We start from the raw sequence: 24,314 nt of genomic DNA, 5'->3' as shown, positions 1-24,314 counted from the left end.
TTAATATTGATCATCGTTTGCCATGCACCCCTTACACATTCTGCGTTTCATACTGCCGGTGGCCTTGTCAGGCTTATTCTCACTGGCACACGCAGACAGCTCCACGCGCTATTGCCCCGACCTGTTGGCCGTCAAAGGTGCACCCGAACCCACACACCGGGGCGAATTCACGTTTTCACCTTACACCTACCACTTCAGTAACAACCCTGAACACAAAAATGTGGTTCTGGTCGCCATCGACGAGCAATTGCCCGGTGATCGTTTGTGCGGCATCAGCTTTTTCAGCAACTCCTTCGGCCAACCCTCGGTGTATGTGTACGCCGGGCGTCAGTTCAACAATTTGCTGGGCATGCCGCAACTGTTTGCCAAAGTCACGGGGGGCCTGATGTACGGTTACGTGGCGCCTTATGAAAACAAAGTGCCCCTCAATTACCACGGGTTCTCGCCAGCCATCATCCCGGCCGTGGGCTACAAACTGACCCAGCACGACTCGCTTCAGGTCAAGTTCTTGGGCACCGCCGCAGTGATGTTCTCTTACGGACGGCAGTTTTAACCGACTGCCCGAGGCCTTGCCCAACCAACTCATGAGAAAATGACCGGTTTACCGAACCGGACACATTCCCCATGGACGCAGAACACATCAACCAAATCGGCGCATCCCTCACAGACCTGACCGCTCGTACCCACGAGTTACGGGGGTATCTTTGACTACGATGCCAAATCTGAACGGCTGAGAACCGTCAACGCATCCCTCGAAGATCCCTCGGTCTGGAACGACCCGAAAAAAGCCCAAGAGCTGGGCAAAGAAAAGAAAGCCTTGGATGGCGTGGTGGTGACCATCACCAACCTGACCAGCGAGCTGGCCGACAACCTTGAACTCTTCGAGATGAGCAAGGAAGAAGGCGATGAGGATGGCTTGAAGACCATTGAGGCAGAAACCGCCAAATTGGCCAGCTTGGTCGAAGACCTCGAATTCCGCCGCATGTTCCGCCACGAGGCCGACCCGCTGAACTGCTTTGTCGACATCCAGGCAGGCGCAGGCGGCACCGAAGCCTGCGACTGGGCCAGCATGCTGCTGCGCCAGTACGTCAAATACGCCGAGCGCAAAGGCTTCAAAGCCACCGTGGAAGACGAAACACCGGGCGACACCGCGGGCATCAAAGGCGCGACCATCAAGATTGAGGGCGAATATGCCTTTGGCCTGCTGCGCACAGAAACCGGCGTGCACCGCTTGGTGCGCAAAAGCCCATTCGACTCGTCGGGCGGCCGCCACACCTCGTTCGCTTCGCTGTTTGTGTATCCCGAAATCGACGACTCAATCGAGATCAACATCAACCCGTCTGACGTGCGTACCGACACTTTCCGTGCCAGCGGTGCGGGTGGTCAGCACATCAACAAAACCGACTCGGCGGTGCGATTGACGCACATCCCCACCGGCATCGTGGTGCAGTGCCAAGACGGCCGAAGCCAGCACAGCAACCGCGACGTGGCATGGCAACGCTTGCGTTCGCGCCTGTACGACTTTGAAATGCGCAAGCGCATGGAAGAGCAGCAAAAGCTGGAAGACACCAAGACCGATGTGGGCTGGGGTCACCAGATTCGCAGCTATGTGCTGGACAACAGCCGCATCAAGGATTTGCGCACCAACGTCGAGATTTCGGCCACCCAAAAAGTGCTCGATGGCGACCTGGATGCATTCATCGAAGCCTCACTGAAACAAGGCCTCTGACCCGGTCAGACCTCAACCAAAACGGAGTTAGTGATGCGTGAAGGACAACCCACCGCGATTCACCGGGAGGCTTATGCCGCACCGGCTTTCTGGATCGACACGGTCGATCTGACGTTCGACCTCGACCCGGCCAAGACCCGCGTACTGAACAAAATGCGCTTGCGCCGCAACCCGGATGTGGCGGCCCAGCCGCTGCGCCTGGACGGCGAAGACCTGAACCTGGCACGCGTGCTGGTGAATGGCGCGGGCACTTCGTTCAAGATGGACGGTGGCCAGCTGGTGCTGGAAAACCTGCCGAGCTTGGAAGATGGAGGCCAAGAGGGCTTCGATCTGGAAATCTTCACCACCTGCAACCCCGAGAAAAACACCCAACTGATGGGTTTGTACGTCAGCAACGACTCGTTCTTCACGCAGTGCGAGGCCGAGGGGTTTCGGCGCATCACCTACTTTCTGGACCGCCCCGATGTGATGGCCAGCTACACCGTCACTTTGCGTGCCGACAAGGCCAAATACCCGGTGCTGCTGTCCAACGGCAACTTGCTTGAGCAAGGCACATTGGACGACGGACGCCACTTTGCCAAGTGGGTCGACCCGCACAAAAAGCCTTGCTATTTGTTCGCACTGGTGGCGGGCCAACTGGTCGCACGCGAACAGCGCATCATCAGCCGCAGCGGCACCGAGCACCTCTTGCAGGTCTTTGTGCGCCCCGGCGACTTGGACAAAACCGAACACGCCATGAACTCGCTCATGGCCAGCGTGGCCTGGGACGAAGCCCGTTTTGGTTTGCCGCTGGACCTGGAACGCTTCATGATCGTCGCCACCAGCGACTTCAACATGGGCGCGATGGAGAACAAGGGCCTGAACATCTTCAACACCAAGTACGTGTTGGCGAATCCGGCCACCGCTACCGACATGGATTTCGGCAACATCGAAAGCGTGGTGGGCCACGAGTATTTCCACAACTGGACGGGCAACCGCATCACCTGCCGCGACTGGTTCCAGCTGTCACTCAAAGAGGGCCTCACGGTTTTCCGCGACCAGGAATTCAGCCAGGACATGGCCGGCGACACCAGCGCCCGCGCCGTCAAGCGCATCGAAGACGTGCGCGTGCTTCGCACCGTGCAATTTGCCGAAGACGCCGGTCCCATGGCCCACCCAGTGCGCCCTGACAGCTATGTGGAAATCAACAACTTCTACACCGTCACCATCTACGAAAAGGGCTCTGAAGTCGTTCGCATGATGCAGACCTTGGTGGCCACGCCCATTGACAGCCTAGGGCGCGACGGCTTTGCCAAAGGCATGAAGCTCTACTTTGAGCGCCACGATGGCCAAGCTGTGACTTGTGATGACTTTGCGCAAGCCATTGCCGATGCCAACCCCGGCTCGGCACTGGCGCTGCATCTGGCCGCGTTCAAACACTGGTACAGCCAAGCGGGCACGCCACGCCTTCAGGCCTCAGGGGCCTACAACGCTGCCGAGCGCACTTACACGCTCACCCTCAGTCAAAGTTGCCACGCCACGCCAGACCAAGACCGCAAAGCGCCCTTCGTCGTCCCGGTCACGCTGGGCCTGCTCAGCCGCGATGGTCAGGCCCTGCCCTTGCAAATGGCCGGTGCAGCTGATGTGGTGCTGCAGCAGACCTTGGTGCTGACCGAAGCCAGCGCCAGCTACAGCTTTGTCAACATTGACAGCGAACCTGTGCCCTCGCTGCTGCGCGGTTTCAGTGCCCCCGTGGTGCTGGAAGACGGCTTGTCGGCGGCCGATCTGCTGATCTTGCTGGCCCATGACAACGACCCCTTCAACCAATGGGAAGCTGGTCAACGCCTGATGCTGCAAAGCGCCACCGATGCCATCCAGCAGAACAAGGACCTGACGGGTCAGCCTGTGCTGTCCGAAGCCCTGGTCGCGGCCTTGCGCAACGTGCTGCGCCACCCCACACTGGATGCTGCGTTCAAAGACCTGGCGCTCACACTGCCGTCAGAGAACTACATCGCCGACCAGCTGGACGTCGTGGACCCGCAACGCGTGCACGCCCTGCGCGAGAACATGCGCCTGCAATTGGCCACGGCCTTGCAAGCCGACTGGCAATGGGCTTGGGACGCACACAAGAACAACGGCGCTTACTCACCCGATGCCCAGTCGAGTGGTCGCCGCGCATTGGCCGGGCTGTCCATGGGCATGCTGTGCGTGGCAGCCGTGCACAGCGGTGACGCCGTCACACCCGGCCGTGTATACCAGCAGTTCAAGGACGCCAGCAACATGACCGACCGCTTCAACGCCTTGTCGGCGTTGGTGGTCAGCGGCAATGTCTTGGCGCAAGACGCCTTGGCCTTATTCCACAAGCTGTTCCAGCACGAAGCTTTGGTGATCGACAAGTGGTTTGCCTTGCAAGCCGGAGCACCCGATCGCGCTGGCGATGTTTTGCCCCGCGTGCGCCAGCTCATGCAGCACGCCGACTTCAGCCTGCGCAACCCCAACCGCGCACGCAGTTTGATCTTCAGCTATTGCAGCGCCAACCCCGCCGGTTTCCACCGTGCCGATGCAGCAGGTTATGTGTACTGGAGCGAACAAGTGCTCGCTTTGGATGCCATCAACCCGCAAGTGGCCGCCCGCCTGGCCCGCGCCATGGACCGCTGGAGCCGACTGGCCGAGCCCTACCGCAGCGCCGCCCGCGTGGCGATCGAGCGTGTGGCGGCCAAAGCCGACCTCTCCAACGATGTGCGCGAGGTGATCAGCCGCGCCCTGAGTAGCCACTGACTGCATCCGACAGCCCACTGAACCCGAGGAATGAACATGAGCAGCAAAGTCTCCCTATCCCGCTACTTGGTGGAGCAACAACGCGACAAAGGCCACATCCCGGCTGACCTGCGCTTGTTGCTCGAAGTGGTCGCTCGCGCCTGCAAAAGCATCAGCCACGCCGTTAACAAAGGCGCTTTGGGCGGTGTTTTGGGCAGTGCCGAAAGCGAAAACGTGCAAGGCGAGGTGCAAAAGAAACTGGACATCATCGCCAACGAAGTGCTGCTCGAAGCCAACGAATGGGGCGGGCACCTCGCGGCCATGGCCTCCGAAGAAATGGACAGCATTTACCTGGTGCCCAACCGCTACCCGCAAGGCGAATACCTTTTGCTATTTGACCCCCTGGACGGCTCGTCCAACATCGACGTCAACGTCAGCATCGGCACCATCTTCAGCGTGCTCAAAAAAGCCGAAGGAAGCCAAGGCGTGACGGAACAGGACTTCCTGCAGCCAGGCAAGCAGCAAGTGGCTGCAGGCTACTGCGTCTATGGCCCACAAACCACTCTGGTGCTCACTGTGGGCGATGGCGTGGCCATGTTCACGCTGGACCGCGAACAAGGCTCCTTCGTACTGACACAGGAAAACGTGCAAGTGCCCGCCGACACCAAAGAGTTCGCCATCAACATGAGCAACATGCGCCATTGGGACGAGCCCGTGCGCCGCTACATTGACGAATGCCTGCAAGGCAAAGAAGGTCCGCGCGGCAAAGACTTCAACATGCGCTGGATCGCCAGCATGGTGGCCGATGTGCACCGCATCCTGACCCGTGGCGGCGTGTTCATGTACCCCTGGGACAAACGCGAACCGCACAAGCCCGGCAAACTGCGCCTGCTGTACGAAGCCAACCCCATGAGCTGGCTGATTGAGCAAGCAGGAGGCGCATCCACCAACGGCAAGGAACGCATTCTCGACTTGCTACCCAGCCAACTGCACGAACGCGTGAGCGTGGTGCTGGGCTCCAAAAATGAAGTCGAGCGATTGACGCGGTACCACGCCAAACCCTAAGGTGCAGCGAACAGCCGATGCCACGCCCTTTTTGAGTGCGACTGCGTCAAAACAAAAATAGGGGCTAGGCTTTCACCTGCTCAGTACCCCCAACAAAAAGCCCTGACTTTCGCGAGTCAGGGCTTTTTTGCTTGGGTGCGGCAGACCCTGCGGCCCGCAGCGTTGATTTACGCGTCACTGTCAGGGGGAAAGTCGGGGCCTGGCAATATCGTTGCAGGCGTCGATCCAGATGGCGATCCAGCGGCAGCTGAAGAGGGCACGGAGGGTTCAGCCACCACCGAACGCAGTGTTTCACGCAACATCTTTTTCTCCGGCAAGCTCAAGGCGCGGGCCAGGCGCTGGCGCATGCGCAGCAAGAGTTGGCGGTCCACTTCTTGCGGAATGCCTCGGCTGATCTGCAGCGCATCGCGCAGGTCTTCACGCAGGTCTTCAGGCTCATCGGCCCACCAAGCGGTGATGACTTCATGCATCGACTTGCGCAGCTCTTCGACATCTTCCAGTGCCAAGCCCATGCCTGTGGGCAGTTTGCCTTGCAGCATGTCGGCCAGGGCTTGCGAGTTGACCACCACACGGCGGTCACCTTGGGCCAACAAGCGGGCCCAACCCGGATCGGTGCGCACCATTTGGGGCATGTTGCGCGCCGATTCATCGGCCAGCAGATGCACGCTCACACCGCTCAACTGGGCTTCGTCGATGGTGGCCAAAAACCGCTCATCGTCGCTGGCCACCAACACATGGTCACAGGCATGGTGCTCAGCCAGTTGCTTGAGGTCATGGCCCAAGGAACGGAGCAAGGAAGCGCCGCCGTCGGCATCGTGGGTTTGCACCAGGCGCACGATCTGGTCGTCGATGATCAAACCATCCGATCGGTCGCTGTACCAATAAATACGGCGCAAGTCGACATCGAGTCCGGCATGCAAAAGTGCTTGCGACAGCAAGCTGAGCAAGCCTTGGCGATTCACCGACTCGCCCGTGGCACCCACAGCGCCTTGTTGCGCCATCCAGATCAGGAACCGGCCATCGATCAGCGCCATGCAGGTGCCGGAGCGGTGTTCGCCAAAACGGCGATCGGATGAGGTGCCAGGAGAAAAATAATCACGCTTCATGGTGTCAACCTAAATCAATAAAAATAGCGCTGCTAAAAAGTGCAGCGTCAGCTATTTTAAAGCTGGCCGTTTCCCTGTCGGTTATAAATACAGCCTGTGCCAAAACCTTTGTCTTTTGACCCCCGCAATGTTCCGATTTGGCGCATCGATCACGATATGCCAGCGGTGCCGTCTGCGCACTTGTTGCCTGCCGCACTGAAAGCCCGCTTCGCGCAGCCCCCCATCTGGCAGCCTGAAGTCGAACGGGAAACTTCTTTCACCGACAGATCGCCCGCCCATGCAGCGGTTTTGGTGCCCATCGTGCTGCGTGGGCCTGAATTCTCGGAATCCACGGTTTTGCTCACCCAACGGGCCCACCACATGTCGACGCACTCAGGGCAGATCGCTTTTCCGGGCGGCAAAGTCGATCCGCAAGACACCAGCCGACATGCGACCGCGCTGCGCGAAGCCCACGAAGAAGTGGGCCTGCACCCCAAGCATGTTCAGGTCATTGGCGAATTGCCGGTTTATGTGACCGGAACTGCTTTTTGGGTCACCCCCGTCATTGCTTTGGTGTCCCCCGAATTTGAGCCAGCACCCAACGCAGACGAAGTACAGGATATTTTTGAGGTGCCCTTGGCTTTCTTGATGAATCCGGCACACCACCGTCGCCATACCTTTGAATGGCAAGGTGCCCGCAGGCAATGGTTTTCAATGCCCTACCAAGAACCACGGTGTGCAGCAGATGGTCAGATCGACCTTGTCGAGCGCTTCATTTGGGGTGCTACAGCCGCTATGCTTCGTAACTTCTATCGATTCTTAGTGGTTAACCCAGTGGAATGAGAATGCCATGAGTTTTTTTGCAATCCTGTTGGCTTTGGTACTGGAGCAAGCGCGCCCACTCAATGCCGTCAATGTGATCTACACCACCGTGGAACGCTGGGTCGCCTGGGTGGCCCGCACATTTGACGCAGGGGTGCGTCACCAGGCCTGGATCACTTGGGGCATCACGGTGATTGGCCCGGCGCTTGTGGCGATGCTGGTGAACTGGTCGCTTGAATGGGGATTGGGCTGGTTGTTTGCCGTGATCTGGCATGTCGCACTGCTTTATCTCACCTTGGGGTTCAGGCAGTTCAGCCACCACTTCACGGCCATCCGCGAAGCCCTGGAGGACGGCAATGAAACCCAAGCCCGCGAACTGCTAGCCGAGTGGCAACAAGTGCAAGTCGGCCAAATACCGCGCAGCGAAATCGTGCGTCATGTCATCGAATACTCCATGATCGCTGCGCACAGGCACGTGTTTGGTGTTTTCTTTTGGTATGCAGCACTGTCCATCATTGGCTTGGGGCCTGTCGGTGCCGTGGTGTATCGCCTGACCGAGTTGGCGCAACGCCGCTGGCAAAAACCCACAGAAGACGACGGCTCCGTGATGAGTGAGGCGCTGCAATCCGTGGCCTCGCGGGCATGGCAGGCCATGGATTGGCTGCCTTCGCGCATGACTGCCATGGGTTTTGCGATTGTGGGCAGCTTTGAAGATGCCATGGACGGCTGGCGCAACCACGCACAAAACTTTCCAGACGACAACGATGGGGTGATCCTGGCTGCGACAGCGGGCGCCATCAACATCCGCCTCGGCGGAGCGCCCTTGCAAGCGAGTAATGAAGACGAAGAAAGCGACAACACCTCAGGCGGGAACAGCACCCCTGGCCGAACGCCCGAGGTGGCTCACTTTGCCCAAGTGGTCGGCTTGGTCTGGCGCACAGTGATCATGTGGTTGGTGCTGGTGGCCTTGCTCACCATGGCCAATCTGGTGGGGTGACCCAGCGTCTTCACCAGCGCTGTTGGCTCAACTCGTCAAACAACTGCGCATAGATGCGGTGACGCCGGACGCTGATGGTGCCGTTTTGCTCTTCGTTTTCAACCTGTGCGAGCACGGCGCAACCGGGCTCATGCAAGTGCGTGCAGTTGTAAAACTTGCAGCCTCCCACATGGGCGCGTAAATCGGGCATGCAGTCGGCCAGTCGGGTCGGCTCGATGTGGTGCAAGCCAAATTCCTGAAATCCGGGTGAATCGATCAAAGCCGTTCTGGCGGCATGTGCTGCGTTGGGTGTGTCGAGTGCGGGCACCCAGTACCAGCGCGTGCTGGTGGTGGTGTGCTTGCCCGAATTGAGTGCCAGCGAGATTTCACCCGTTTCCACCTGCGCATCGGGCACCAAGCGGTTGATGAGTGTACTTTTGCCACTGCCGGATGGCCCCAGCACCAAGGTCGTCAGACCTTGTAAAAGTGCGCACAAAGCCTGCACACCGTCATCGGCCACTGGGCTGCGCGGGCTCAGGCTGATGGGCATCACCTTGTAACCCATGGCGCGGTAAGGGGCCAAGCGTTCCCAGGCTTGGGCAAAGGGCTGCGCCAGATCGCTTTTGTTGAGCGCAATGATGGGCGTGATGCGCTCGGCCTCAGCGGCCACCAAGGCCCGCGACAGTTGGCTTTCCGAATACTCTGGATCGGCAGCGATCAAGATCAGCACACGGTCCAAGTTGGCCGCAAAAGATTTGGTACGAATTTCATCTTGGCGGTAAAACAGATTACGACGGTCTTGCAGCTTTTCGATGCTGCCTTCGTCACCCGCAATTTGCCACAGGACTTGGTCGCCCACCACCACTTGGTTCTTCTTGCCACGAGGGTGACAAATCAGGCGCCTGCCTTCGGGTGTCTCCACCAGACAATGCCGACCGTAAGTGGCCACCACCAGACCGGGCTCCAGATCGACAGCCAGTGGCGTGATCGGGTGTTGTTTGGGTTTACTCATGCAGTTTCATGTCGGTAACAAGGTATCGGTTTGGGTGGCGGCCTCAAAGTCAAGACGACTCAGGCCTCGCACATCGTGGGTGCGCCAACGCACGATACAGCGGCGGTAATTCAGCACGAGCTCAGGGTGGTGATTGAGCTTTTCAGACAACCAACCCACGCTGTTGACGAAAAGCAGTGCATGGCTGTGCTGGTCAAACACAAAGGTTTTTTCTATGGCGATGTGCTCACCATCGCCCGACAAAGTCCAGCCAGTTACTTGGCTGAGCGCCATGACGACTTCGGTGGGTTTGAGGGCGCGGACTTCTGGCTGGGTCATGCCGTTTTCATCCTCAACAGACGCTCACTGGCCGGAGGGTGCGAATAGTAAAACTTCACATACACAGGATCAGGCGTCAAAGTCGATGCGTTGTCCTGATACAGCTTGAGCAAGGCAGACGCCAAATCCTGGCCAGGGGTTTGAGAAACCGCATAAGCATCGGCCTCGAACTCTTGCTGACGTGAGCGCCAGGACGCAACAGGGGCAAAGAACAAAGTGAACACAGGGGTCACCAGCATGAACAGCACCAGCGCCAGCGCGTTGTTGCTGTCTGACAAACTGGGCATGACGCCGAGGCCCGTGTAGAACCAGACCTGCTGGGCCAACCAGCCCAAGAGTGCCAGGCCAGCCAAGGTCAACGCAAAGCTCGTCGCCATCATCTTGACGATGTGCTTGTGCTTGAAGTGCCCCAATTCGTGGGCCAGCACCGCCTCCATTTCGGATGGGCTCAGTTGCTTGAGCAAGGTGTCAAAAAACACCACCCGCTTGCTGGCACCAAAGCCAGTAAAAAATGCATTCGAATGAGCAGAACGGCGGCTGCCGTCCATCACAAAAAAGCCTTTGGCTGTGAAGCCTGCGCGCTGCATCAGAGCCTGCACACGGGTCTTGAGCGATTCATCGTCCAGCGGGGTGAACTTGTTGAACAGCGGCATGATGACATTGGGTGCAATGGCCATCAAAAACAGCTGCCACCCCACCAAAACGCCCCAGGCCCAAAGCCACCACCAGGCCCCGCCCGCCTGCATCAACCAAAGCACCACCCACAGCAGCGGCATGCCCAGTGCCAGGCCCAAAACCAGGCCTTTAACCATGTCCGCCAGCCAGAGTTTGGGCGTGATTTTGTTGAAGCCAAAACGCTGCTCAACGCCAAAGGTTTGCATCAGCGACAAAGGCAAGCCGATCAGACCACCCAGCAAGCTGAAACCCAACACCAAAGCGATTTGCTGTGCCATGCCCGGCCCCATCCAGTCCAGCAACACCTGGTTCAGGGCATCCAGCCCACCCAGCAATGTCCAGCCCAACAGCACTGCGGCATCCAATGCAATGTCTATTTGCGACAAGCGGGCTTTGGCAAGGGTGTAATCGGCCGCCTTTTGATGGTCAGCCAGCGATACCGAATCGGCATAGGTGGCAGGCACAGCACTGCGATGCCGGGCCACATGCCTAACCTGGCGAGCATTGAGCCAGAACTTGAGCGCCACATGCGCGAGCAAGGCCAACACGAGCGTCAGGGTCAAAGTGAGGGATGCATTCATGGGCGCAAAGTGTAGGGCAGATTGAAATCACGCTTCGCGCCATTGGCTTCAGCGACAATCACGGCATGTCTCAAGTCAACACCCCCTCCACCACTGCCGAAGCGATTGAATTGCCCAAATCAGACCAAAATTTGGTCTGGATCGATTGCGAAATGACCGGCCTCGATCCAGAAAAAGAACGCCTGCTGGAGATTGCCGTCATCGTGACCGGTCCCCACTTGACGCCCCGCATCGAAGGCCCGGTTTTGGTCATCCACCAAAGCGATGAACTGTTGAACAAGATGGACGCCTGGAACAAGGGCACGCATGGCAAGAGCGGCTTGATCGACAAAGTCAAAGCCTCCACCACCAGCGAGGCCGATGCCGAAGCGCAAATTCTCACGTTCCTTAAAAAGTACCTGCCCAAGAGCGCATCGCCCTTGTGTGGCAACACCATCAGCCAGGACCGCCGCTTTCTGGTCAAGTTCATGCCCAAGCTGGAAGCCTTTTTTCATTACCGAAACCTCGACGTCAGCACCCTCAAGGAGCTGTCACGCCGCTGGAAGCCGGAGGTGTATTCGGGGTTCAAGAAGCAACAAAAGCACACTGCGCTGGCCGATGTGCACGAATCCATCGATGAATTGGCGCATTACCGCGAGCATTTCATCAAGTTGTGAATTTTTCAGGGAAAACCCTAGCGTTTTTTTCTGATCCATGCCATAATTTGAGGCTGCGCTGCACATGAGAGCAGCGTTTCATACATCTCCCTTCACGCCTTGACCCAACGATAGGGTCACTCACAGCGGCCAGGCTCCACGCCCAGCGCCTCTCGCGAGCACCGTTTGATGGTTGATGTTTTTTCAACCTTGCGGTGCCTGCGGCCTAAGCAATACCTTGCGGCCGCTGTTCCGTGCGAGTTTTTTTACACACATGACTGACACTTTGAACACAGTGCAGGACGACTTGTCGCCTGCCGAAAACATTTCCATCTCTGCCGAGTCCGCATCCGTGACGCCAGCAGCCAACCTGGCCACTGAAATCATGGTCGCTGCTGCTGCCGAAATCACAACTGCAGAGGCCCCTGCTGCAGAGGCTTTCGCCGATGCAACGACCGAGCTTGAAGTCGCCGCCGACGTGCCCAATGGTTTCGTCGAACTGGGCTTGGCCCCAGAACTGGTGCAAGCCGTGGCTGACCTGGGCTACACACAGCCCACCGCCGTGCAACTGCGCGCCATTCCTTTGGCTTTGCCCACGGCGGGCGGCTCCAAAGACGGCAAATCGAATGGCTACACCGACCTGATGGTCTCCAGTCAGACCGGCAGCGGCAAAACCGCGGCCTTCTTGCTGCCCGTTTTGCACACCTTGATTCAGCAGATGGCCGAACAAGAAGCTGCCGAGCGCGCCGACTTTGACCAAGCCTGCGCCGATGCCGCAGCCAAGGGCGAGCCAGCCCCCAAGCGTTCCAAGCGCAAAGACCCGACCAACCCTCGCAACTTCAAGGCCCCAACCCCTGGCGCCCTGATCCTGTGCCCTACCCGTGAATTGGCCCAACAGGTGGCACAAGACGCCATCGAGCTGGTCAAGCACACACGCGGCCTGCGCGTGGCCAACGTGGTCGGCGGCATTCCTTACCAATTGCAAATTGCCAAGCTGCAAAACGCCAATCTGGTCGTGGCCACCCCAGGCCGTTTGCTCGACCTGCAACGCTCCATGCAAATCAAGCTGGACCAAGTCCAGTTCTTGGTGGTGGACGAAGCCGACCGCATGCTCGACCTGGGCTTCTCGGACGACCTGGCCGACATCAACGACATGACCAGCCAGCGTCGCCAGACCATGATGTTCAGTGCGACGTTTGCCCCGCGCATTCAGCAACTGGCCATGCGCGTGATGCACGACGGTGGTTCTTCGGTCCAGAAAATCCAGATCGACAACCCGCAAGAAAAGCACAACAACATCAAACAAGTGCTCTTCTGGGCCGACAACGCGCAACACAAGCGCCAGATGCTCGACCACTGGTTGCGTGACGCCACCATTGACCAAGCCATCGTGTTCTCCAGCACACAAATCGAGTGCGACGGCCTGGCCGCCGACCTGCAGCAAGACGGCTTCTCGGCTGTGGCCCTGCACGGTGCTTTGAGCCAAGGCATGCGCAACCGCCGCCTGATGGCGCTGCGCAATGGCCAGGTCCAGATTTTGGTCGCTACCGACGTCGCAGCTCGCGGCATCGACGTGCCCACCATCACCCACGTCTTCAACTTCGGCTTGCCGATGAAGGCCGAAGATTACACCCACCGCATCGGCCGCACAGGCCGCGCTGGCCGCGATGGCTTGGCCGTGACTTTTGCCGAGATCCGTGACCGTCGCAAAATCGGTGACATCGAGTCCTACACACGCCAGCCATTTAAGGCCGAAGTGATTCCAGGTCTGGAGCCCAAAGTGCGCATGCCCGAAGCACGCAAGCCCATGGGCCGTGGCGGTGACCGCTTTGGTGGCGAACGCAACTACGCCAACGCAGGTGGTGGCTTCCGCGGTGGTCGTCCACCCGCTGGTGGTCGTGACTTTGGCGGCAACCGTGACCGCGATGGCGGTGGTTTCGACAACCGCGCACCCCGTGGCAACTTCCGCGATGAACAGCCCCGTTTTGAGCAGCGCAGCGAACCCCGCTTCGACCAGCGCAAAGAAGGTGGCCGTTTTGACGCGCCCCGCGGTGACAACCGCAATGACAACCGTGGTGGTGACCGCTTCGAGCAGCGTGCTGCCCCAGCCCACCCTTGGGATCGCGGTGACAGCCGCCCTGCGCCACGTCAAGACGCTCGCCAGGATGGTCCGCGTCAAGGTGGTCGTTGGGAAGAACGCGGCGGTGACAACCGCAACGCAGCTCGCCCAGCACCTCGCGGCGCTGGCGCTGCGGGTGACAAGTTTGGTCGTGGCCCCAAGCAATTTGGTGCCAGCAACTTCAAACCCCACGCGGCAGCGGGCGAAGGCCCTGCGGGCAAACGTGGCGGCACTCGCGTGCTGAAAATCACACGCGGTTAATCATCCTGTTCTGGGGCTAAGCCCTGGACTTCAAGGTCCTTGAAAAGGTCTTGCCTTCACCGGCAAGGCCTTTTTTCATGGCCTGCCGGTTTCATGGCTCGTGGTTTAGAACCGGCCATAAAAAAACCGCCCTGGGTGCAAACCCGGGCGGTTTTTTCGCATGGCCGAAAAGGCTTTACGCTTTGACAGCAGGAGCTGCTTTGCGCTGTGGCAACTTTTCTTTGATACGTGCCGACTTGCCGCTGCGGTCACGCAGGTAGTACAGCTTGGCGCGGCGAACATCACCACGACGCTTGACTTCGATGCTGGCGATCACAGGGCTGTAGGTCTGGAACGTACGTTCCACGCCTTCGCCACTGGAGATCTTGCGCACGGTGAAGCCGCTGTTCAGACCACGGTTACGCTTGGCGATCACAACACCTTCGTAGGCCTGGACACGCTTGCGCGCGCCCTCAACCACGTTGACGCTGACGATCACGGTGTCGCCGGGGGCAAATTCAGGAAGCACTTTACCCAAACGGGCAATTTCTTCCTGCTCAAGAGTTTGAATCAAATTCATTTTTGAACTCCGTCCGATCATGCCTCGCTACACAAGGGGCGTTCTGTGCTGTAAAGGCCATGCTAAATGCATGACTGAGCCAAATCGCGGCGGGTAGAGGATCGAAAAGCCTTTGATTATAGCTTTTTAGAACCGTGACTGGGATTTTTGATATCCGCGCGGCTCTGGCTCGTTTTCAGGTAAGCCTCATCCTGGCGGCTCAACTTGCCCAACAAACGGGCTTGTTCCAGCAATTCAGGACGATGCAACGACGTCAAACGAAGACTTTGCTCGCGTCGCCAACGTGCGATGTGTGCGTGATGGCCTGACATCAACTCAGCCGGAACAGCGTGGTTTTGCCAAACCTCAGGCCTCGTGTAATGAGGACTGTCCAGCAAACCATCCAGTGCTGGGTTGAAGCTGTCCAACTGGTGGCTGCCTTCATCGTTGAGCACACCCGGCTGCAGTCGGGCCACCGCGTCCAGTAAAGCCATGGCCGCGATTTCACCGCCCGACAGCACAAAGTCTCCCAAGCTGATTTGCTGGTCCACATATTGGTCAATGAAACGCTGGTCGACGCCTTCGTAGCGGCCACACAACAACACGGCCCCCGCGCTGTGCGACCACTGCTCGACCGCAGAATGGTTCAGGGCCTGCCCAATGGGAGAAAACAGCACCAGAGGGGCAGGATTGGCCTCTTGACGTTCTGCGCGAATGGCCGTGAGGCACTTGAACAGGGGCTCGGCCAGCATGACCATGCCAGGTCCGCCGCCAAAAGAACGGTCGTCCACCCTGCGGTAATTGCCTTCGGCGTGGTCGCGGGGATTCCACAAATGCACATCCACCAAGCCACTTTCGTAGGCACGGCGTGTGATACCGCTGATCAACAGCGGCGCGAACAGTTCGGGAAACAGGGTGATGATGTCAAAGCGCATGGGGATGGCCCTCCACGGCCGGGAGCCGCTCAGTAGTCGGGCTGCCAATCAACAGTGATGCGCTTGCCCGGCAAGTCGACACCATCCACAAACGCCGCCACGAAGGGGATCATGCGCTCGACAGGCTTGCCACCTTCGATTTCAGGGGCAGCTTCAATGACCAACACGGTTTGAGGTCCGGTGGACATGAGGTCCCGCACTTGGCCGAGGTCAACGCCTTCGCGGTTGAACACCTGCAAGCCGATCAGGTCGACCCAGTAATACTCGCCATCAGCCGCGGTAGGAAAACTTGAACGGGGCACAAAGATGCGCGCACCACGCAGGGCCTCGGCCGCATTGCGGTCATTGAGATCGTGGGCACAGGCGACCACCGTGTTGGAATGGTCTTTGACTTCTTTGATATTCAGGAGCAAGGGCTCCGTCCAAGCCTGCAGCAAAGAGGCAGCGGCTGCGGCCTCGCTTGCGCGTTTGGGTTTCATGGGCCGATCGGGCGGCAATAAAAACCAGCGCTTGGAAGAAAAAAGCGCCTCTGGCGAGGCGCTGTGGGGCAAGACCTTGAACCAGCCTTTGATGCCCCAAGCATCGGCTATGCGCCCGATTTCGATGGCGTCAGCCGGCAGTGCGGCTGTTTCCAAAGGGGGACGCATGGCCAAGGCGAGCCGATCAGGCGGCTGCTTTGCCAGCTTGACGAATCAGACGTTCCACAGTGGGGGAAGCCTGAGCGCCAACGCTCTTCCAGTAGGTCAGGCGGTCTTGTGCAATGCGCAGACCTTCTTCGCCACCTTTGGCTGTGGGGTTGTAGAAACCGATGCGCTCGAGGAAGCGACCATCGCGACGCACGCGCTTGTCAGCAACGACGATGTTGAAGAATGGACGTGCTTTAGAGCCGCCGCGGTTCAAACGAATAACAACCATGATTTATCCTTGGGTGGTTGGGTATCTTCGGAACAAATGCCGAGACGCCCGGTATCCTTCAGCGTTTGAGACACGCAACTGGCCACCCGGCCAGTGACACACTGAAAAGCCCACCATTATACAACGGGAGCCTTGCCTTGCCTCTGATCCGCCCTGCCCGCGACGAAGATATCGCCGCCATCACCGCCATTTACCGTCACCATGTGCTCACGGGGACCGGAACCTTTGAGATCGATCCCCCAACCGAGGCCGACATGGCCAGTCGACGCGCCGATGTGCTGGCCAAGGGATTGCCCTATTTGGTGGTCGAAGATGAAGGTCTTGTGATGGGCTTTGCCTATTGCAACTGGTTCAAGCCCCGTCCGGCCTACCGGTTTTCAGCCGAGGATTCCATTTACATGGCCCCAGACGCTCACCGCAAAGGCATGGGCCGCGCTCTGCTGGCAGAGTTGTGCACTCAGGCCGAACGCGTTGGCGTGCGAAAGTTTCTGGCCGTCATCGGCGACTCGGCCAATGCTGGATCGATTGGCGTGCACTCGGCTTTGGGCTTCAGCCATGTGGGCGTGCTCAAGTCATGCGGCTGGAAATTCGACCGCTGGCTTGACGTTGTGATGATGGAAAAGCCTTTGGGCGCTGGTGACAGCACCACTCCGCAATAATCGACACCATGAAAAACAAAACAAACGCGACTTGGTTGGCATTTTGGGGAGGGCCTTTGGGCCTGCACCGCTTTTATTTGTACGGCTTTACCGACATGCTGGCGTGGCTCCTGCCGATACCAACCGCACTCGGGATTTACGGGGTGGAACGGGTCCAGCAACTGGGCCAAGACGACAAGTTGAGCTGGTTGTTGATTCCGCTGCTGGGCTTCACGATGGCGGGCTGTGCCTTGAATGCCATCGTGTACGGCCTGATGTCCACCGAAAAATGGAATACCAAATTCAACCCCGAAGCCGATGCGCTGGCCGCGACTGGGCAAACCAACTGGGGCACGGTTATTGGCATTGCCATTGCCTTGCTCATCGGCACTGCGGTTCTGATGTCGAGCCTGGCCTTTACATTCCAACGGTATTTCGAATACCAAATTGAAGCGGCCCGGCAAATCAGCCAATAAAAAAACCGCCTGAATAACTTCAGGCGGTTTTGTGGATTAGCCCATGCGGGTTGACATCACCAGCATCAACTGCTCAGGTTTTCAATCGAAAACCTTGAAACTGACCCAATAAGCGACTGCGGCCACAAAAGCGCTGGCAGGAATGGTCAAGACCCAAGCCCAGACAATGTTGCCTGCAACACCCCAGCGCACAGCGCTGGCGCGTTGGGTAGAGCCCACACCCACAATCGCACCCGTGATGGTGTGAGTGGTCGACACTGGAATGCCCAAGGCCGTGGCCAAGAACAAGGTCATGGCGCCACCCGTCTCGGCGCAAAAACCACCCACTGGTTTGAGTTTGGTGATTTTTTGACCCATCGTTTTGACAATGCGCCATCCCCCAAACATGGTGCCCAGTCCAATCGCCAAGTAGCAACAGACAATGACCCAACCTGGCGGCGAGGTATCGGCTGCGGTGGCGTAGCCTGTGGCAATCAACATCATCCAGATGATGCCAATGGTTTTTTGGGCGTCGTTACCGCCATGTCCCAAGCTGTAGGCGCCAGCAGAAATGAGCTGTAAACGGCGGAACCATTTATCCACCTTTGAAGGTCTGGCACGTCTGAAAATATGCGCCACCGCCACCATCATCAACGAGCCCAGCAAAAACCCCAACAAGGGCGAGACAAAGATGAAGGCCACCGTTTTCATGATGCCCGTGGACACCAAGGCGCCTGCCCCTGCTTTGGCAATGACCGCGCCCACAATGCCACCAATCAGGGCATGCGAAGAACTGCTGGGTATACCGTAGTACCAGGTGATGATGTTCCAGGTGATGGCACCCACCAAGGCGCCAAACACCACATGGGTGTCCACAATGCCCGGCTGGACAATGCCTTTACCCACAGTGGCCGCCACACTGAGGTGGAAGATGAAAATAGCGATGAAGTTGAAAAAGGCAGCGAACACCACTGCCTGGGCCGGTTTGAGAACACCCGTGGACACCACGGTTGCAATCGAATTGGCGGCATCATGAAACCCGTTCATGAAGTCAAAGACCAACGCCAGGGCGACCAGCAAGATCACCACCCACAAGGCGGCTTGTACGGTTTCCATAGTCAGGAGTCCGGTTGAAGATCAGGAATTCTCGAGGACGATGCCCTCGATCTGATTGGCCACGTCTTCGCACTTGTCGGTGATCGTTTCCAACAGTTCGTAAATGGCCTTGAGCTTGATGATTTCGCGCACATCGGGTTCGTCACGAAACAGCTTGCTCATGGCGCTGCGCATCACGCGATCGGCGTCAGACTCCAAACGGTCGATTTCTTCGCAAGTTTTGAGCGCCGATTCGGCCACCGCGGGCTCACCAATGCGGGCCAACAATTTGACCGCATCTTGCACACGTTCACAGCAACGCACCGACAAATCGGTCAGACGCGAAATTTCTTCGGTCATGTGACGCACGTCATACAGCGCCATGGTTTCAGCCGAGTCCTGAATCAAGTCGGCCACGTCGTCCATCAAGTTGATGAGGGCGTGGATTTGTTCACGGTCGATGGGGGTGATGAACGTGGTGTGGATCAGGCGGTTGACTTCTTGTGTCACGCGGTCTGCAGCATGCTCGGCGTTGTCCACATCGCGGTTGTACTTTTCACGCAGGTGCACATCGTTGTAATTGGCCACCAGATTCGAGAAAGCCCGAGCCGCTTCAACAATGCGCTCCGCGTGTTGATTGAACAGTTCGAAGAAGTTGCCTTCTTTGGGCAGCAATTTGCCAAACAGCATGGGAAGCTCCTGATAAGGAAAAGAATCTGACGTGACGGTTTTGTGACAGCGGCGAGTTTAACCGCTCGGTTTGCACTGGAATGCGCAGAAATACTTATGCGTTGCGGAAAATAAAATAAACCGCACCCACCATGCACAAGGCCGCCCAGAGGTAATCCAGCTTGAACGGCTCTTTGAGGTAAAAAATCGCAAAAGGTACGAAAACACTCAAGGTAATGACCTCTTGCATGATCTTGAGCTGGCCCACGCTGAATTGCGTATGGCCAATGCGGTTGGCGGGGACCTGGAACATGTACTCCATTGAAGCAATGCCCCAGCTCACCAATGCAGCCGCATACCAAGGCGCGGTGGCCATATTGCGCAAGTGGCCGTACCAGGCAAAAGTCATGAAAACGTTGCTGGCCAGCAAAAGCAAAATCGTCTGCAACGAAATCGGCAAATTGGTGAAGATCGTCATGCTGGTGGCTCCGGCAAAACACCAATGGTCTGATCTGCCACACGTGCCCAATCTTCGGCTGTCACCCAGCCAGGCGCTAGGTCGGCCAAGGGCCGCAGCACAAATGCGCGCTCACGCCAGCGCGGGTGCGGCAAAGTCAAGCGCGGGCTGCTCATGCTGGCGTGGCCATAGAAGAGCAGGTCCAAATCCAGCGTGCGTGGTGCATTGACGTAAGGCCGCTCACGCCCGGCCAGCCGTTCGAGTGCCTGCAAGGCATCGAGCAAAGCAGGGGCGCTCAAACGGGTCTCGATCTGCGCCACCGCGTTGATGAAATCAGGTCCCTGGGCTTCATAGGGGGCCGTTCGGTAAAGCCGGGAGCGCCCTGTGACGCGCGTGCCGGGCAACAGCGCCAGCGCATCCAGCGCATGCAACACCGACTGCAGGGCATCGCCCAAATTGGCCCCAAGTGCCACGTAAGCGGTCACGGGATCTCGCATGTTGGCAGGTATGAACAAGAAGGCGCAGGCTTATTCAGCGCTGCCCGAATCCCCAGCTTGCTCACCGGCTGCACCGGGCTTGCGACGACGGCGACGCCGTTTTTTGGGCGCGTCGTCATCACCCACATCGGATGAAGGTGCTGCAGGGCTCGCATCACTTGGGACGGCCGAGGGTCGTGGTGCCGCAGCACCTTCGGGCCTGGGCGCTCGGCGCACACGGGGTTTGGCTGCTTGCGAAACCGCTTGCTCGGCTTTGGCCGCTTGCACCAGGTCTTCGCGCTCGGCGTCACTGGCCATGCTGAATTCTTGCCACCAGTCGGCCAAGCGCAAATCAATCTCTTCGATGTCGGCTCGCAAGCGCAAAAAGTCAAAGCCAGCCCGAAAGCGCGGCTGCTCGACCAAGCCAAACGGCGTGCTGCCCACGCGCTTTTCAAAGCGCGGTTGCATCATCCAGATTTCGCGCATGTCAGCGGCCAATTTGCCGCGACCGGACACATCGCCAATGCGGGCATCAAACACCTCGTCAATCGCGTCTTGCAAAGCCGGATACGGGTGCTCTTTGCGGGCCAGGCGTTTGGCCCAACCTTCGCGCACATCGGCCCACAACACACAGGCCAGCAAAAAGCTCGGCGCAACAGGTTTGCCCTCGCCCACGCGGCGGTCGGTATCGGCCAATGCCACTTGCACAAAGGCACTTTGCGCGCGCTCGACCACGACGTCGAGCAAGGGGTAAATGCCAGTGGCCAGCCCCAGTTTTTTCAGTTGCTCAATAGAGGCCAAGGCATGCCCGGTTTGCAGCAGCTTGAGCATCTCATCGAACAAGCGGCTTTGCGGCACATCGGCCAGCAAGGTGGCCGACTGCGTCAGGGGTTTGGCGGTTTTGGCTTCGAGCTTGAAACCCAAAGGGCTGAGCTTGGCGGCAAAACGCACCGCACGGATGATGCGAACTGGGTCTTCCCGGTAGCGCGCCACAGGGTCACCGATCATGCGCAAAACGCGCTTTTTGGCATCCGGAATACCGCCGTGGTAATCCACCACAATCTGCGACTCGGGGTCGTAATACATGGCGTTGACGGTGAAATCACGGCGGGTGGCGTCTTCGTCTTGCGGGCCCCAAACGTTGTCGCGCAGCACACGGCCTGACGAGTCCACCGCGTGGTGCATGCCTTCGAGTTGGCGCTTGCTGGTGCGCTCATTGCCCTTGACCTGTTCGGCCGCAGCATTGTCCAAGTGCGCTCGAAAGGTCGAGACCTCGATCACCTCGTTGTCACGCCCCCGGCCGTACACCACGTGCACGATGCGAAAGCGGCGTCCGATGATGAAAGCGCGGCGAAACAGGCCCTTGACCTGCTCAGGCGTGGCATCAGTGGCCACATCAAAGTCTTTGGGGCGCAAGCCCAGCAGCAAATCGCGCACCGCGCCTCCCACAATGTAAGCCTCAAAACCGGCTTGCTGCAGGGTGCGCGTGACGTGGATGGCGCGCTCGTCAACCAAATTGGGGTCGATGCCATGCACCGATGCGGGCACTTCCGTGCGGCGGCCAAAGTGGGGCTTGTTGCTTTTGGGGGCTTTGCCCATCAGCTTGTCGATGAATTGTTTGATCATTCTTGAAAGAGTTCGAGGATGCGCCAGCCACGTTCTGTGGCCAGTTGACGCAACCGAGCGTCAGGGTTCGTTGCCACCGGATGGTGGGCTTTTTCCAGCAGCGGCAGGTCGTTCATGGAGTCCGAGTAGAAAGTCATCTCTACATCGCCCCAATCCAAGCCTTGCTGGCTTAGCCACTGCGCGACCCGGGTGACTTTACCTTCGCGAAATGAAGGGGTTCCCTGGATTTCGCCGGTGATCCAGCCTGAGGCATCGCGCTCAAGCTCAACCGCAATCAGCTCACTCACCCCGAAAGCCTGGGCAATCGGGCGGGTCACAAACTCGTTGGTGGCCGTCACGATCATGACCGTGTCGCCTGCGTGCTGGTGCGATCGTACCAGCGCCAGCGCCTTGGGCGTGATGCGTGGCCGGATCACATCGTCCATGTAGCGTGCGTGGGCTTGCGCTGCGGCGGTCGCCCCGCGCTCGCGGGCGGCACGGGTGGCAAATCGCACGTAATCATGGATATCGAGCGTACCGGCCTGGTAGTGGGCATAAAACTCGTCATTGCGCTGGCTGAACACAGCGGGGTCGTTCCAGCCCATCTCGGTCGTGAAAACGCCCCAAGTGTGGTCCGAGTCCAGCGGCAGCAAAGTGTGGTCCAGGTCGAACAAGGCGAGTTTCATTCGTTCTCCAGCATGGCGCGCACCAAGGGAATGGTCAGGGCGCGCTGCGTTTGCAAGGCGTATTGGTCAAGGTTGTCGAGCAATTGCATCAAACTGCCCAGATCACGCGAAAAGCGATTGAGCATGTAAGACATGACCTCATCGCTCAAAAAAAGGCCTCGGGCATCAGCCTCTTGGCGCAACACGGCTCGGCGCTCAGGTTCATCCAGCACCTGAAGGGCATCGATGTGGCCCCAGCCCAGGCGCGAACGCAGATCGTCGCGCAGTTTCAGATCGGCTGGCGGCAAAGCGCCTGCAGCCAACACCCAACGCGGCGAACCTGTACGCGGTGTCAGGGCATTCACAAACCAGTTGAAGGCGGTGTGCTGCTGTTCGGTGTTGTACAAATGCACATCGTCCATCAGCACCGCCGTCCAGTCGTCGTTGAATTCGGGCGGGTTCAGCGTGTGTGCATCGAGCCAACCCACTTGCGCACCCTGCTCTTTAAGGGCGTGGTGAACCGCGTGCAACAAATGGGTTTTGCCCGAACCGCTCTCGCCCCAGAGGTAACTGGGCACGGGTGAACGGCTGTTGGAGGCGGTCCACAAACGCAGGTGCGCCAAAGCCGCTTCGTTGGGTCCGGCGAAAAAATTGTCCAGCGTGGGGGTGGATGCCAGACCGATGTCCAAAGCCAGTTGCTTCATGCCGAGTCAGGCCCCTGATCCGCATCAAGTGAACCACTTTTTTGGTACAGATCACTTTGCAGATAGCGCACGCGCAGGCGGCGCAGAGCCACCAGCAACACAGCGCTGGCGGGTAACGCAATCAAGACACCCACAAAGCCCAACACTTGACCAAAGGCCATCAAGGCCAAAATGACGGCCAAGGGGTGCAGACCAATTCGCTCACCCACCAGGCGAGGCGTGAGCACAAAACTCTCGATCAACTGCCCCAAACCAAACACCACGGCCACCATGACCAGCGCTTGGGCAGATGCAAATTGCAGCAGGCCCGCCAACAAAGCCAGCACCAGCCCCACACCAAAACCCAAATAAGGCACAAACACGGCCAAGCCCGTGAACACGCCAATCGGCAGGGCCAAATCCAAACCAAACAGCCGCAAGCCCACGGCGTAAAACACCGCCAAGGCCAGCATGACCCCCAATTGCCCACGCAGATATTCACCCAGCACAGAGTCGCTTTCCTGCATGAAGCTGTCAAACGTGGCACGCCAGGCGGGCGGCACCAACTCGGTCACGCTGTTCACCAAGCGTGTCCAGTCGTGCAACAGATAAAACAAGGCCACCGGCACCAGCACGGCGTAGCCCATCAATGCCAAGGCCGCGCTGCCCCCGAGCTTGAGCGAAGACATCAGCGGTGCCCACCAGTCTTCACGGTTGGCACTCAGGTAAGCCACCAATTGGGTTTTCAAGTCACGCAAATCAAGCGACACATTCAAACCCAGCTGGGTCAAGACGGGGTTAATGGCGTCGCCCAAACGGTCCAACAAGACGGGCAGTTGCTGATGCAGCAAGGGCCACTCTCTGGCCAAGATGGGCACCAACAGCAGCAAGATGCCCAGCAGCGACAAAATGGCCAGAGCTTCGACCAACACCACAGCCAAGGCGCGGGGCAAACGGCCTTTGGACAAACCCTCTAACCGAAGGACCAAGGGGTGCAAGACGTAGGCCATGACGGCGGCCACCACAAAGGGGGCCAACACCGGTGCCAGCAACCAAAAAACCAGGGCCACGACCAAGGCCACGCCCAGCCAAGCGGCCAGACGGGTCATCAAAAATGGAAGGGGTGCTTGCAAGGGGGTCTCGTCTTTTGCGGCGGGCTGTCCAAATCG

The 24,314-nt window shown here is 58.6% G+C and carries 26 protein-coding genes; 10 read left to right on the top strand and 16 right to left on the bottom strand.

The features are described 5' to 3' along the window. The first annotated feature begins 22 nt into the window (after positions 1–22). The 4 genes from BN3544_RS09120 to BN3544_RS09105 all read left to right on the top strand — a co-directional run bounded on the left by BN3544_RS09120 (position 23) and on the right by BN3544_RS09105 (position 5,530). Positions 23–553: a hypothetical protein gene (locus tag BN3544_RS09120; RefSeq protein ID WP_019430369.1), complete on the top strand. Its 531-nt coding sequence runs from the start codon at positions 23–25 to the stop codon at positions 551–553. A 71-nt stretch (positions 554–624) separates the two neighbouring features. Beyond that, a protein-coding gene (gene prfB, locus BN3544_RS09115) for a peptide chain release factor 2 (RefSeq protein ID WP_155820518.1) occupies positions 625–1,729 on the top strand; the annotation gives its coding sequence in 2 pieces (ribosomal slippage) (positions 625–705 and positions 707–1,729; 1,104 coding nt in all). A gap of 33 nt (positions 1,730–1,762) precedes the next feature. Next, positions 1,763–4,486 carry an aminopeptidase N gene (gene pepN / locus BN3544_RS09110; RefSeq protein ID WP_019430371.1) on the top strand — a complete coding sequence of 908 codons (2,724 nt, stop codon included), beginning with the start codon at positions 1,763–1,765 and terminating at the stop codon, positions 4,484–4,486. Between the two features lie 36 nt (positions 4,487–4,522). Beyond that, positions 4,523–5,530, top strand: a complete 1,008-nt coding sequence (locus tag BN3544_RS09105; RefSeq protein ID WP_026036724.1) for a class 1 fructose-bisphosphatase — start codon at positions 4,523–4,525, stop codon at positions 5,528–5,530. 167 nt (positions 5,531–5,697) lie between these two features. Here BN3544_RS09105 and BN3544_RS09100 read toward each other — a convergent pair whose 3' ends face one another. Continuing rightward, positions 5,698–6,636 carry a hypothetical protein gene (locus tag BN3544_RS09100; protein WP_019430373.1) on the bottom strand — a complete coding sequence of 313 codons (939 nt, stop codon included), beginning with the start codon at positions 6,634–6,636 and terminating at the stop codon, positions 5,698–5,700. 156 nt (positions 6,637–6,792) lie between these two features. Here BN3544_RS09100 and BN3544_RS09095 point away from each other — a divergent pair, with 156 nt between their 5' ends. Both BN3544_RS09095 and BN3544_RS09090 read left to right on the top strand, forming a co-directional pair. Continuing rightward, positions 6,793–7,458: a CoA pyrophosphatase gene (locus tag BN3544_RS09095; protein WP_081499392.1), complete on the top strand. Its 666-nt coding sequence runs from the start codon at positions 6,793–6,795 to the stop codon at positions 7,456–7,458. A 7-nt stretch (positions 7,459–7,465) separates the two neighbouring features. Beyond that, the gene (locus tag BN3544_RS09090; protein WP_019430375.1) at positions 7,466–8,434 is read left to right on the top strand and encodes a CobD/CbiB family protein; all 969 of its coding nucleotides are present in this window, start codon (positions 7,466–7,468) and stop codon (positions 8,432–8,434) included. A 10-nt stretch (positions 8,435–8,444) separates the two neighbouring features. On the opposite strand, the gene rsgA is transcribed toward BN3544_RS09090, so the two are convergent. Genes rsgA through BN3544_RS09075 form a run of 3 tightly spaced genes read right to left on the bottom strand, consistent with a single transcriptional unit; the run spans position 8,445 to position 10,999 of the window. Beyond that, on the bottom strand, positions 8,445–9,425 hold the full coding sequence (gene rsgA, locus BN3544_RS09085; RefSeq protein ID WP_019430376.1) for a ribosome small subunit-dependent GTPase A: 981 nt from the start codon (positions 9,423–9,425) through the stop codon (positions 8,445–8,447). A 6-nt stretch (positions 9,426–9,431) separates the two neighbouring features. Beyond that, positions 9,432–9,743 carry a 4a-hydroxytetrahydrobiopterin dehydratase gene (locus BN3544_RS09080; RefSeq protein WP_019430377.1) on the bottom strand — a complete coding sequence of 104 codons (312 nt, stop codon included), beginning with the start codon at positions 9,741–9,743 and terminating at the stop codon, positions 9,432–9,434. Next, positions 9,740–10,999: a M48 family metallopeptidase gene (locus BN3544_RS09075; RefSeq protein ID WP_019430378.1), complete on the bottom strand. Its 1,260-nt coding sequence runs from the start codon at positions 10,997–10,999 to the stop codon at positions 9,740–9,742. The genes BN3544_RS09080 and BN3544_RS09075 overlap by 4 nt, the downstream gene beginning before the upstream one ends. 65 nt (positions 11,000–11,064) lie before the next feature. Here BN3544_RS09075 and orn point away from each other — a divergent pair, with 65 nt between their 5' ends. Together orn and BN3544_RS09065 are read left to right on the top strand one after the other, a co-directional pair. Continuing rightward, on the top strand, positions 11,065–11,655 hold the full coding sequence (gene orn, locus BN3544_RS09070; protein ID WP_019430379.1) for an oligoribonuclease: 591 nt from the start codon (positions 11,065–11,067) through the stop codon (positions 11,653–11,655). A gap of 253 nt (positions 11,656–11,908) precedes the next feature. Continuing rightward, positions 11,909–14,014, top strand: a complete 2,106-nt coding sequence (locus BN3544_RS09065; protein ID WP_019430380.1) for a DEAD/DEAH box helicase — start codon at positions 11,909–11,911, stop codon at positions 14,012–14,014. Between the two features lie 175 nt (positions 14,015–14,189). Here the strand turns inward: BN3544_RS09065 and rplS are convergent, their stop codons facing one another. From rplS to rpsP, 4 genes are all read right to left on the bottom strand, one after another. Then, complete coding sequence (rplS, locus tag BN3544_RS09060; protein ID WP_019430381.1) at positions 14,190–14,573, bottom strand: 50S ribosomal protein L19; 384 nt, start codon at positions 14,571–14,573, stop codon at positions 14,190–14,192. A 116-nt stretch (positions 14,574–14,689) separates the two neighbouring features. Then, a complete protein-coding gene (trmD, locus tag BN3544_RS09055) occupies positions 14,690–15,487 on the bottom strand; it encodes a tRNA (guanosine(37)-N1)-methyltransferase TrmD (protein WP_019430382.1) in 798 nt (265 codons plus the stop codon). Between the two features lie 29 nt (positions 15,488–15,516). Further along, positions 15,517–16,134: a ribosome maturation factor RimM gene (gene rimM, locus BN3544_RS09050; RefSeq protein ID WP_059355991.1), complete on the bottom strand. Its 618-nt coding sequence runs from the start codon at positions 16,132–16,134 to the stop codon at positions 15,517–15,519. Positions 16,135–16,150: 16 nt separating this feature from the next. Then, positions 16,151–16,402 (bottom strand): 30S ribosomal protein S16, encoded by a 252-nt coding sequence (gene rpsP / locus BN3544_RS09045; RefSeq protein ID WP_019430383.1) that lies wholly within the window; start codon positions 16,400–16,402, stop codon positions 16,151–16,153. 137 nt (positions 16,403–16,539) lie between these two features. On the opposite strand from rpsP, the gene BN3544_RS09040 reads away from it, so the two are divergent. Then, entirely contained in the window at positions 16,540–17,061 is a 522-nt protein-coding gene (locus BN3544_RS09040; protein ID WP_019430384.1) for a GNAT family N-acetyltransferase, read from the top strand. 8 nt (positions 17,062–17,069) lie between these two features. Continuing rightward, positions 17,070–17,516: a TM2 domain-containing protein gene (locus tag BN3544_RS09035; protein ID WP_019430385.1), complete on the top strand. Its 447-nt coding sequence runs from the start codon at positions 17,070–17,072 to the stop codon at positions 17,514–17,516. Positions 17,517–17,597: 81 nt separating this feature from the next. On the opposite strand, the gene BN3544_RS09030 is transcribed toward BN3544_RS09035, so the two are convergent. The 8 genes from BN3544_RS09030 to BN3544_RS08995 all read right to left on the bottom strand — a co-directional run bounded on the left by BN3544_RS09030 (position 17,598) and on the right by BN3544_RS08995 (position 24,254). Continuing rightward, the gene (locus BN3544_RS09030; protein WP_019430386.1) at positions 17,598–18,611 is read right to left on the bottom strand and encodes an inorganic phosphate transporter; all 1,014 of its coding nucleotides are present in this window, start codon (positions 18,609–18,611) and stop codon (positions 17,598–17,600) included. A gap of 21 nt (positions 18,612–18,632) precedes the next feature. Further along, entirely contained in the window at positions 18,633–19,280 is a 648-nt protein-coding gene (locus BN3544_RS09025) for a DUF47 domain-containing protein (RefSeq protein ID WP_019430387.1), read from the bottom strand. Positions 19,281–19,374: 94 nt separating this feature from the next. Next, entirely contained in the window at positions 19,375–19,737 is a 363-nt protein-coding gene (locus BN3544_RS09020) for a DMT family protein (RefSeq protein WP_019430388.1), read from the bottom strand. Beyond that, positions 19,734–20,213 carry a 2-amino-4-hydroxy-6-hydroxymethyldihydropteridine diphosphokinase gene (gene folK, locus BN3544_RS09015; protein ID WP_019430389.1) on the bottom strand — a complete coding sequence of 160 codons (480 nt, stop codon included), beginning with the start codon at positions 20,211–20,213 and terminating at the stop codon, positions 19,734–19,736. The genes BN3544_RS09020 and folK overlap by 4 nt, the downstream gene beginning before the upstream one ends. A 30-nt stretch (positions 20,214–20,243) precedes the next feature. Next, positions 20,244–21,818 (bottom strand): polynucleotide adenylyltransferase PcnB, encoded by a 1,575-nt coding sequence (gene pcnB, locus BN3544_RS09010; RefSeq protein WP_019430390.1) that lies wholly within the window; start codon positions 21,816–21,818, stop codon positions 20,244–20,246. Further along, positions 21,815–22,483, bottom strand: coding sequence for a histidinol-phosphatase (locus BN3544_RS09005; protein WP_019430391.1), 669 nt, complete (start codon positions 22,481–22,483; stop codon positions 21,815–21,817). Before BN3544_RS09005 ends, pcnB begins: the two co-directional genes overlap by 4 nt. After that, positions 22,480–23,166: a DnaA regulatory inactivator Hda gene (gene hda / locus BN3544_RS09000; protein ID WP_019430392.1), complete on the bottom strand. Its 687-nt coding sequence runs from the start codon at positions 23,164–23,166 to the stop codon at positions 22,480–22,482. The genes BN3544_RS09005 and hda overlap by 4 nt, the downstream gene beginning before the upstream one ends. Then, positions 23,163–24,254: an AI-2E family transporter gene (locus tag BN3544_RS08995; protein WP_019430393.1), complete on the bottom strand. Its 1,092-nt coding sequence runs from the start codon at positions 24,252–24,254 to the stop codon at positions 23,163–23,165. Before BN3544_RS08995 ends, hda begins: the two co-directional genes overlap by 4 nt. Between the last annotated feature and the right edge of the window lie 60 nt (positions 24,255–24,314).

The organism is Limnohabitans sp. Rim47 (assembly GCF_001517545.1).
Lineage (GTDB): Bacteria > Pseudomonadota > Gammaproteobacteria > Burkholderiales > Burkholderiaceae_C > Limnohabitans_A.
The sequence above is the reverse complement of the archived record's forward strand: the minus strand, read 5'-3'. Positions and strand labels throughout refer to the sequence as shown.

Excerpts from the sequence above, each read along its gene's own strand:
- BN3544_RS09120 (WP_019430369.1), top strand. The coding sequence starts at position 23 with ATGCACCCCTTACACATTCTGCGTTTCATACTGCCGGTGGCCTTGTCA.
- pepN (WP_019430371.1), top strand. The coding sequence starts at position 1,763 with ATGCGTGAAGGACAACCCACCGCGATTCACCGGGAGGCTTATGCCGCA.
- BN3544_RS09105 (WP_026036724.1), top strand. The coding sequence starts at position 4,523 with ATGAGCAGCAAAGTCTCCCTATCCCGCTACTTGGTGGAGCAACAACGC.
- BN3544_RS09100 (WP_019430373.1), bottom strand. The coding sequence starts at position 6,636 with ATGAAGCGTGATTATTTTTCTCCTGGCACCTCATCCGATCGCCGTTTT.
- BN3544_RS09095 (WP_081499392.1), top strand. The coding sequence starts at position 6,793 with ATGCCAGCGGTGCCGTCTGCGCACTTGTTGCCTGCCGCACTGAAAGCC.
- BN3544_RS09090 (WP_019430375.1), top strand. The coding sequence starts at position 7,466 with ATGAGTTTTTTTGCAATCCTGTTGGCTTTGGTACTGGAGCAAGCGCGC.
- rsgA (WP_019430376.1), bottom strand. The coding sequence starts at position 9,425 with ATGAGTAAACCCAAACAACACCCGATCACGCCACTGGCTGTCGATCTG.
- BN3544_RS09080 (WP_019430377.1), bottom strand. The coding sequence starts at position 9,743 with ATGACCCAGCCAGAAGTCCGCGCCCTCAAACCCACCGAAGTCGTCATG.
- BN3544_RS09075 (WP_019430378.1), bottom strand. The coding sequence starts at position 10,999 with ATGAATGCATCCCTCACTTTGACCCTGACGCTCGTGTTGGCCTTGCTC.
- orn (WP_019430379.1), top strand. The coding sequence starts at position 11,065 with ATGTCTCAAGTCAACACCCCCTCCACCACTGCCGAAGCGATTGAATTG.
- BN3544_RS09065 (WP_019430380.1), top strand. The coding sequence starts at position 11,909 with ATGACTGACACTTTGAACACAGTGCAGGACGACTTGTCGCCTGCCGAA.
- rplS (WP_019430381.1), bottom strand. The coding sequence starts at position 14,573 with ATGAATTTGATTCAAACTCTTGAGCAGGAAGAAATTGCCCGTTTGGGT.
- trmD (WP_019430382.1), bottom strand. The coding sequence starts at position 15,487 with ATGCGCTTTGACATCATCACCCTGTTTCCCGAACTGTTCGCGCCGCTG.
- rimM (WP_059355991.1), bottom strand. The coding sequence starts at position 16,134 with ATGCGTCCCCCTTTGGAAACAGCCGCACTGCCGGCTGACGCCATCGAA.
- rpsP (WP_019430383.1), bottom strand. The coding sequence starts at position 16,402 with ATGGTTGTTATTCGTTTGAACCGCGGCGGCTCTAAAGCACGTCCATTC.
- BN3544_RS09035 (WP_019430385.1), top strand. The coding sequence starts at position 17,070 with ATGAAAAACAAAACAAACGCGACTTGGTTGGCATTTTGGGGAGGGCCT.
- BN3544_RS09030 (WP_019430386.1), bottom strand. The coding sequence starts at position 18,611 with ATGGAAACCGTACAAGCCGCCTTGTGGGTGGTGATCTTGCTGGTCGCC.
- BN3544_RS09025 (WP_019430387.1), bottom strand. The coding sequence starts at position 19,280 with ATGCTGTTTGGCAAATTGCTGCCCAAAGAAGGCAACTTCTTCGAACTG.
- BN3544_RS09020 (WP_019430388.1), bottom strand. The coding sequence starts at position 19,737 with ATGACGATCTTCACCAATTTGCCGATTTCGTTGCAGACGATTTTGCTT.
- folK (WP_019430389.1), bottom strand. The coding sequence starts at position 20,213 with ATGCGAGATCCCGTGACCGCTTACGTGGCACTTGGGGCCAATTTGGGC.
- pcnB (WP_019430390.1), bottom strand. The coding sequence starts at position 21,818 with ATGATCAAACAATTCATCGACAAGCTGATGGGCAAAGCCCCCAAAAGC.
- BN3544_RS09005 (WP_019430391.1), bottom strand. The coding sequence starts at position 22,483 with ATGAAACTCGCCTTGTTCGACCTGGACCACACTTTGCTGCCGCTGGAC.
- hda (WP_019430392.1), bottom strand. The coding sequence starts at position 23,166 with ATGAAGCAACTGGCTTTGGACATCGGTCTGGCATCCACCCCCACGCTG.
- BN3544_RS08995 (WP_019430393.1), bottom strand. The coding sequence starts at position 24,254 with ATGACCCGTCTGGCCGCTTGGCTGGGCGTGGCCTTGGTCGTGGCCCTG.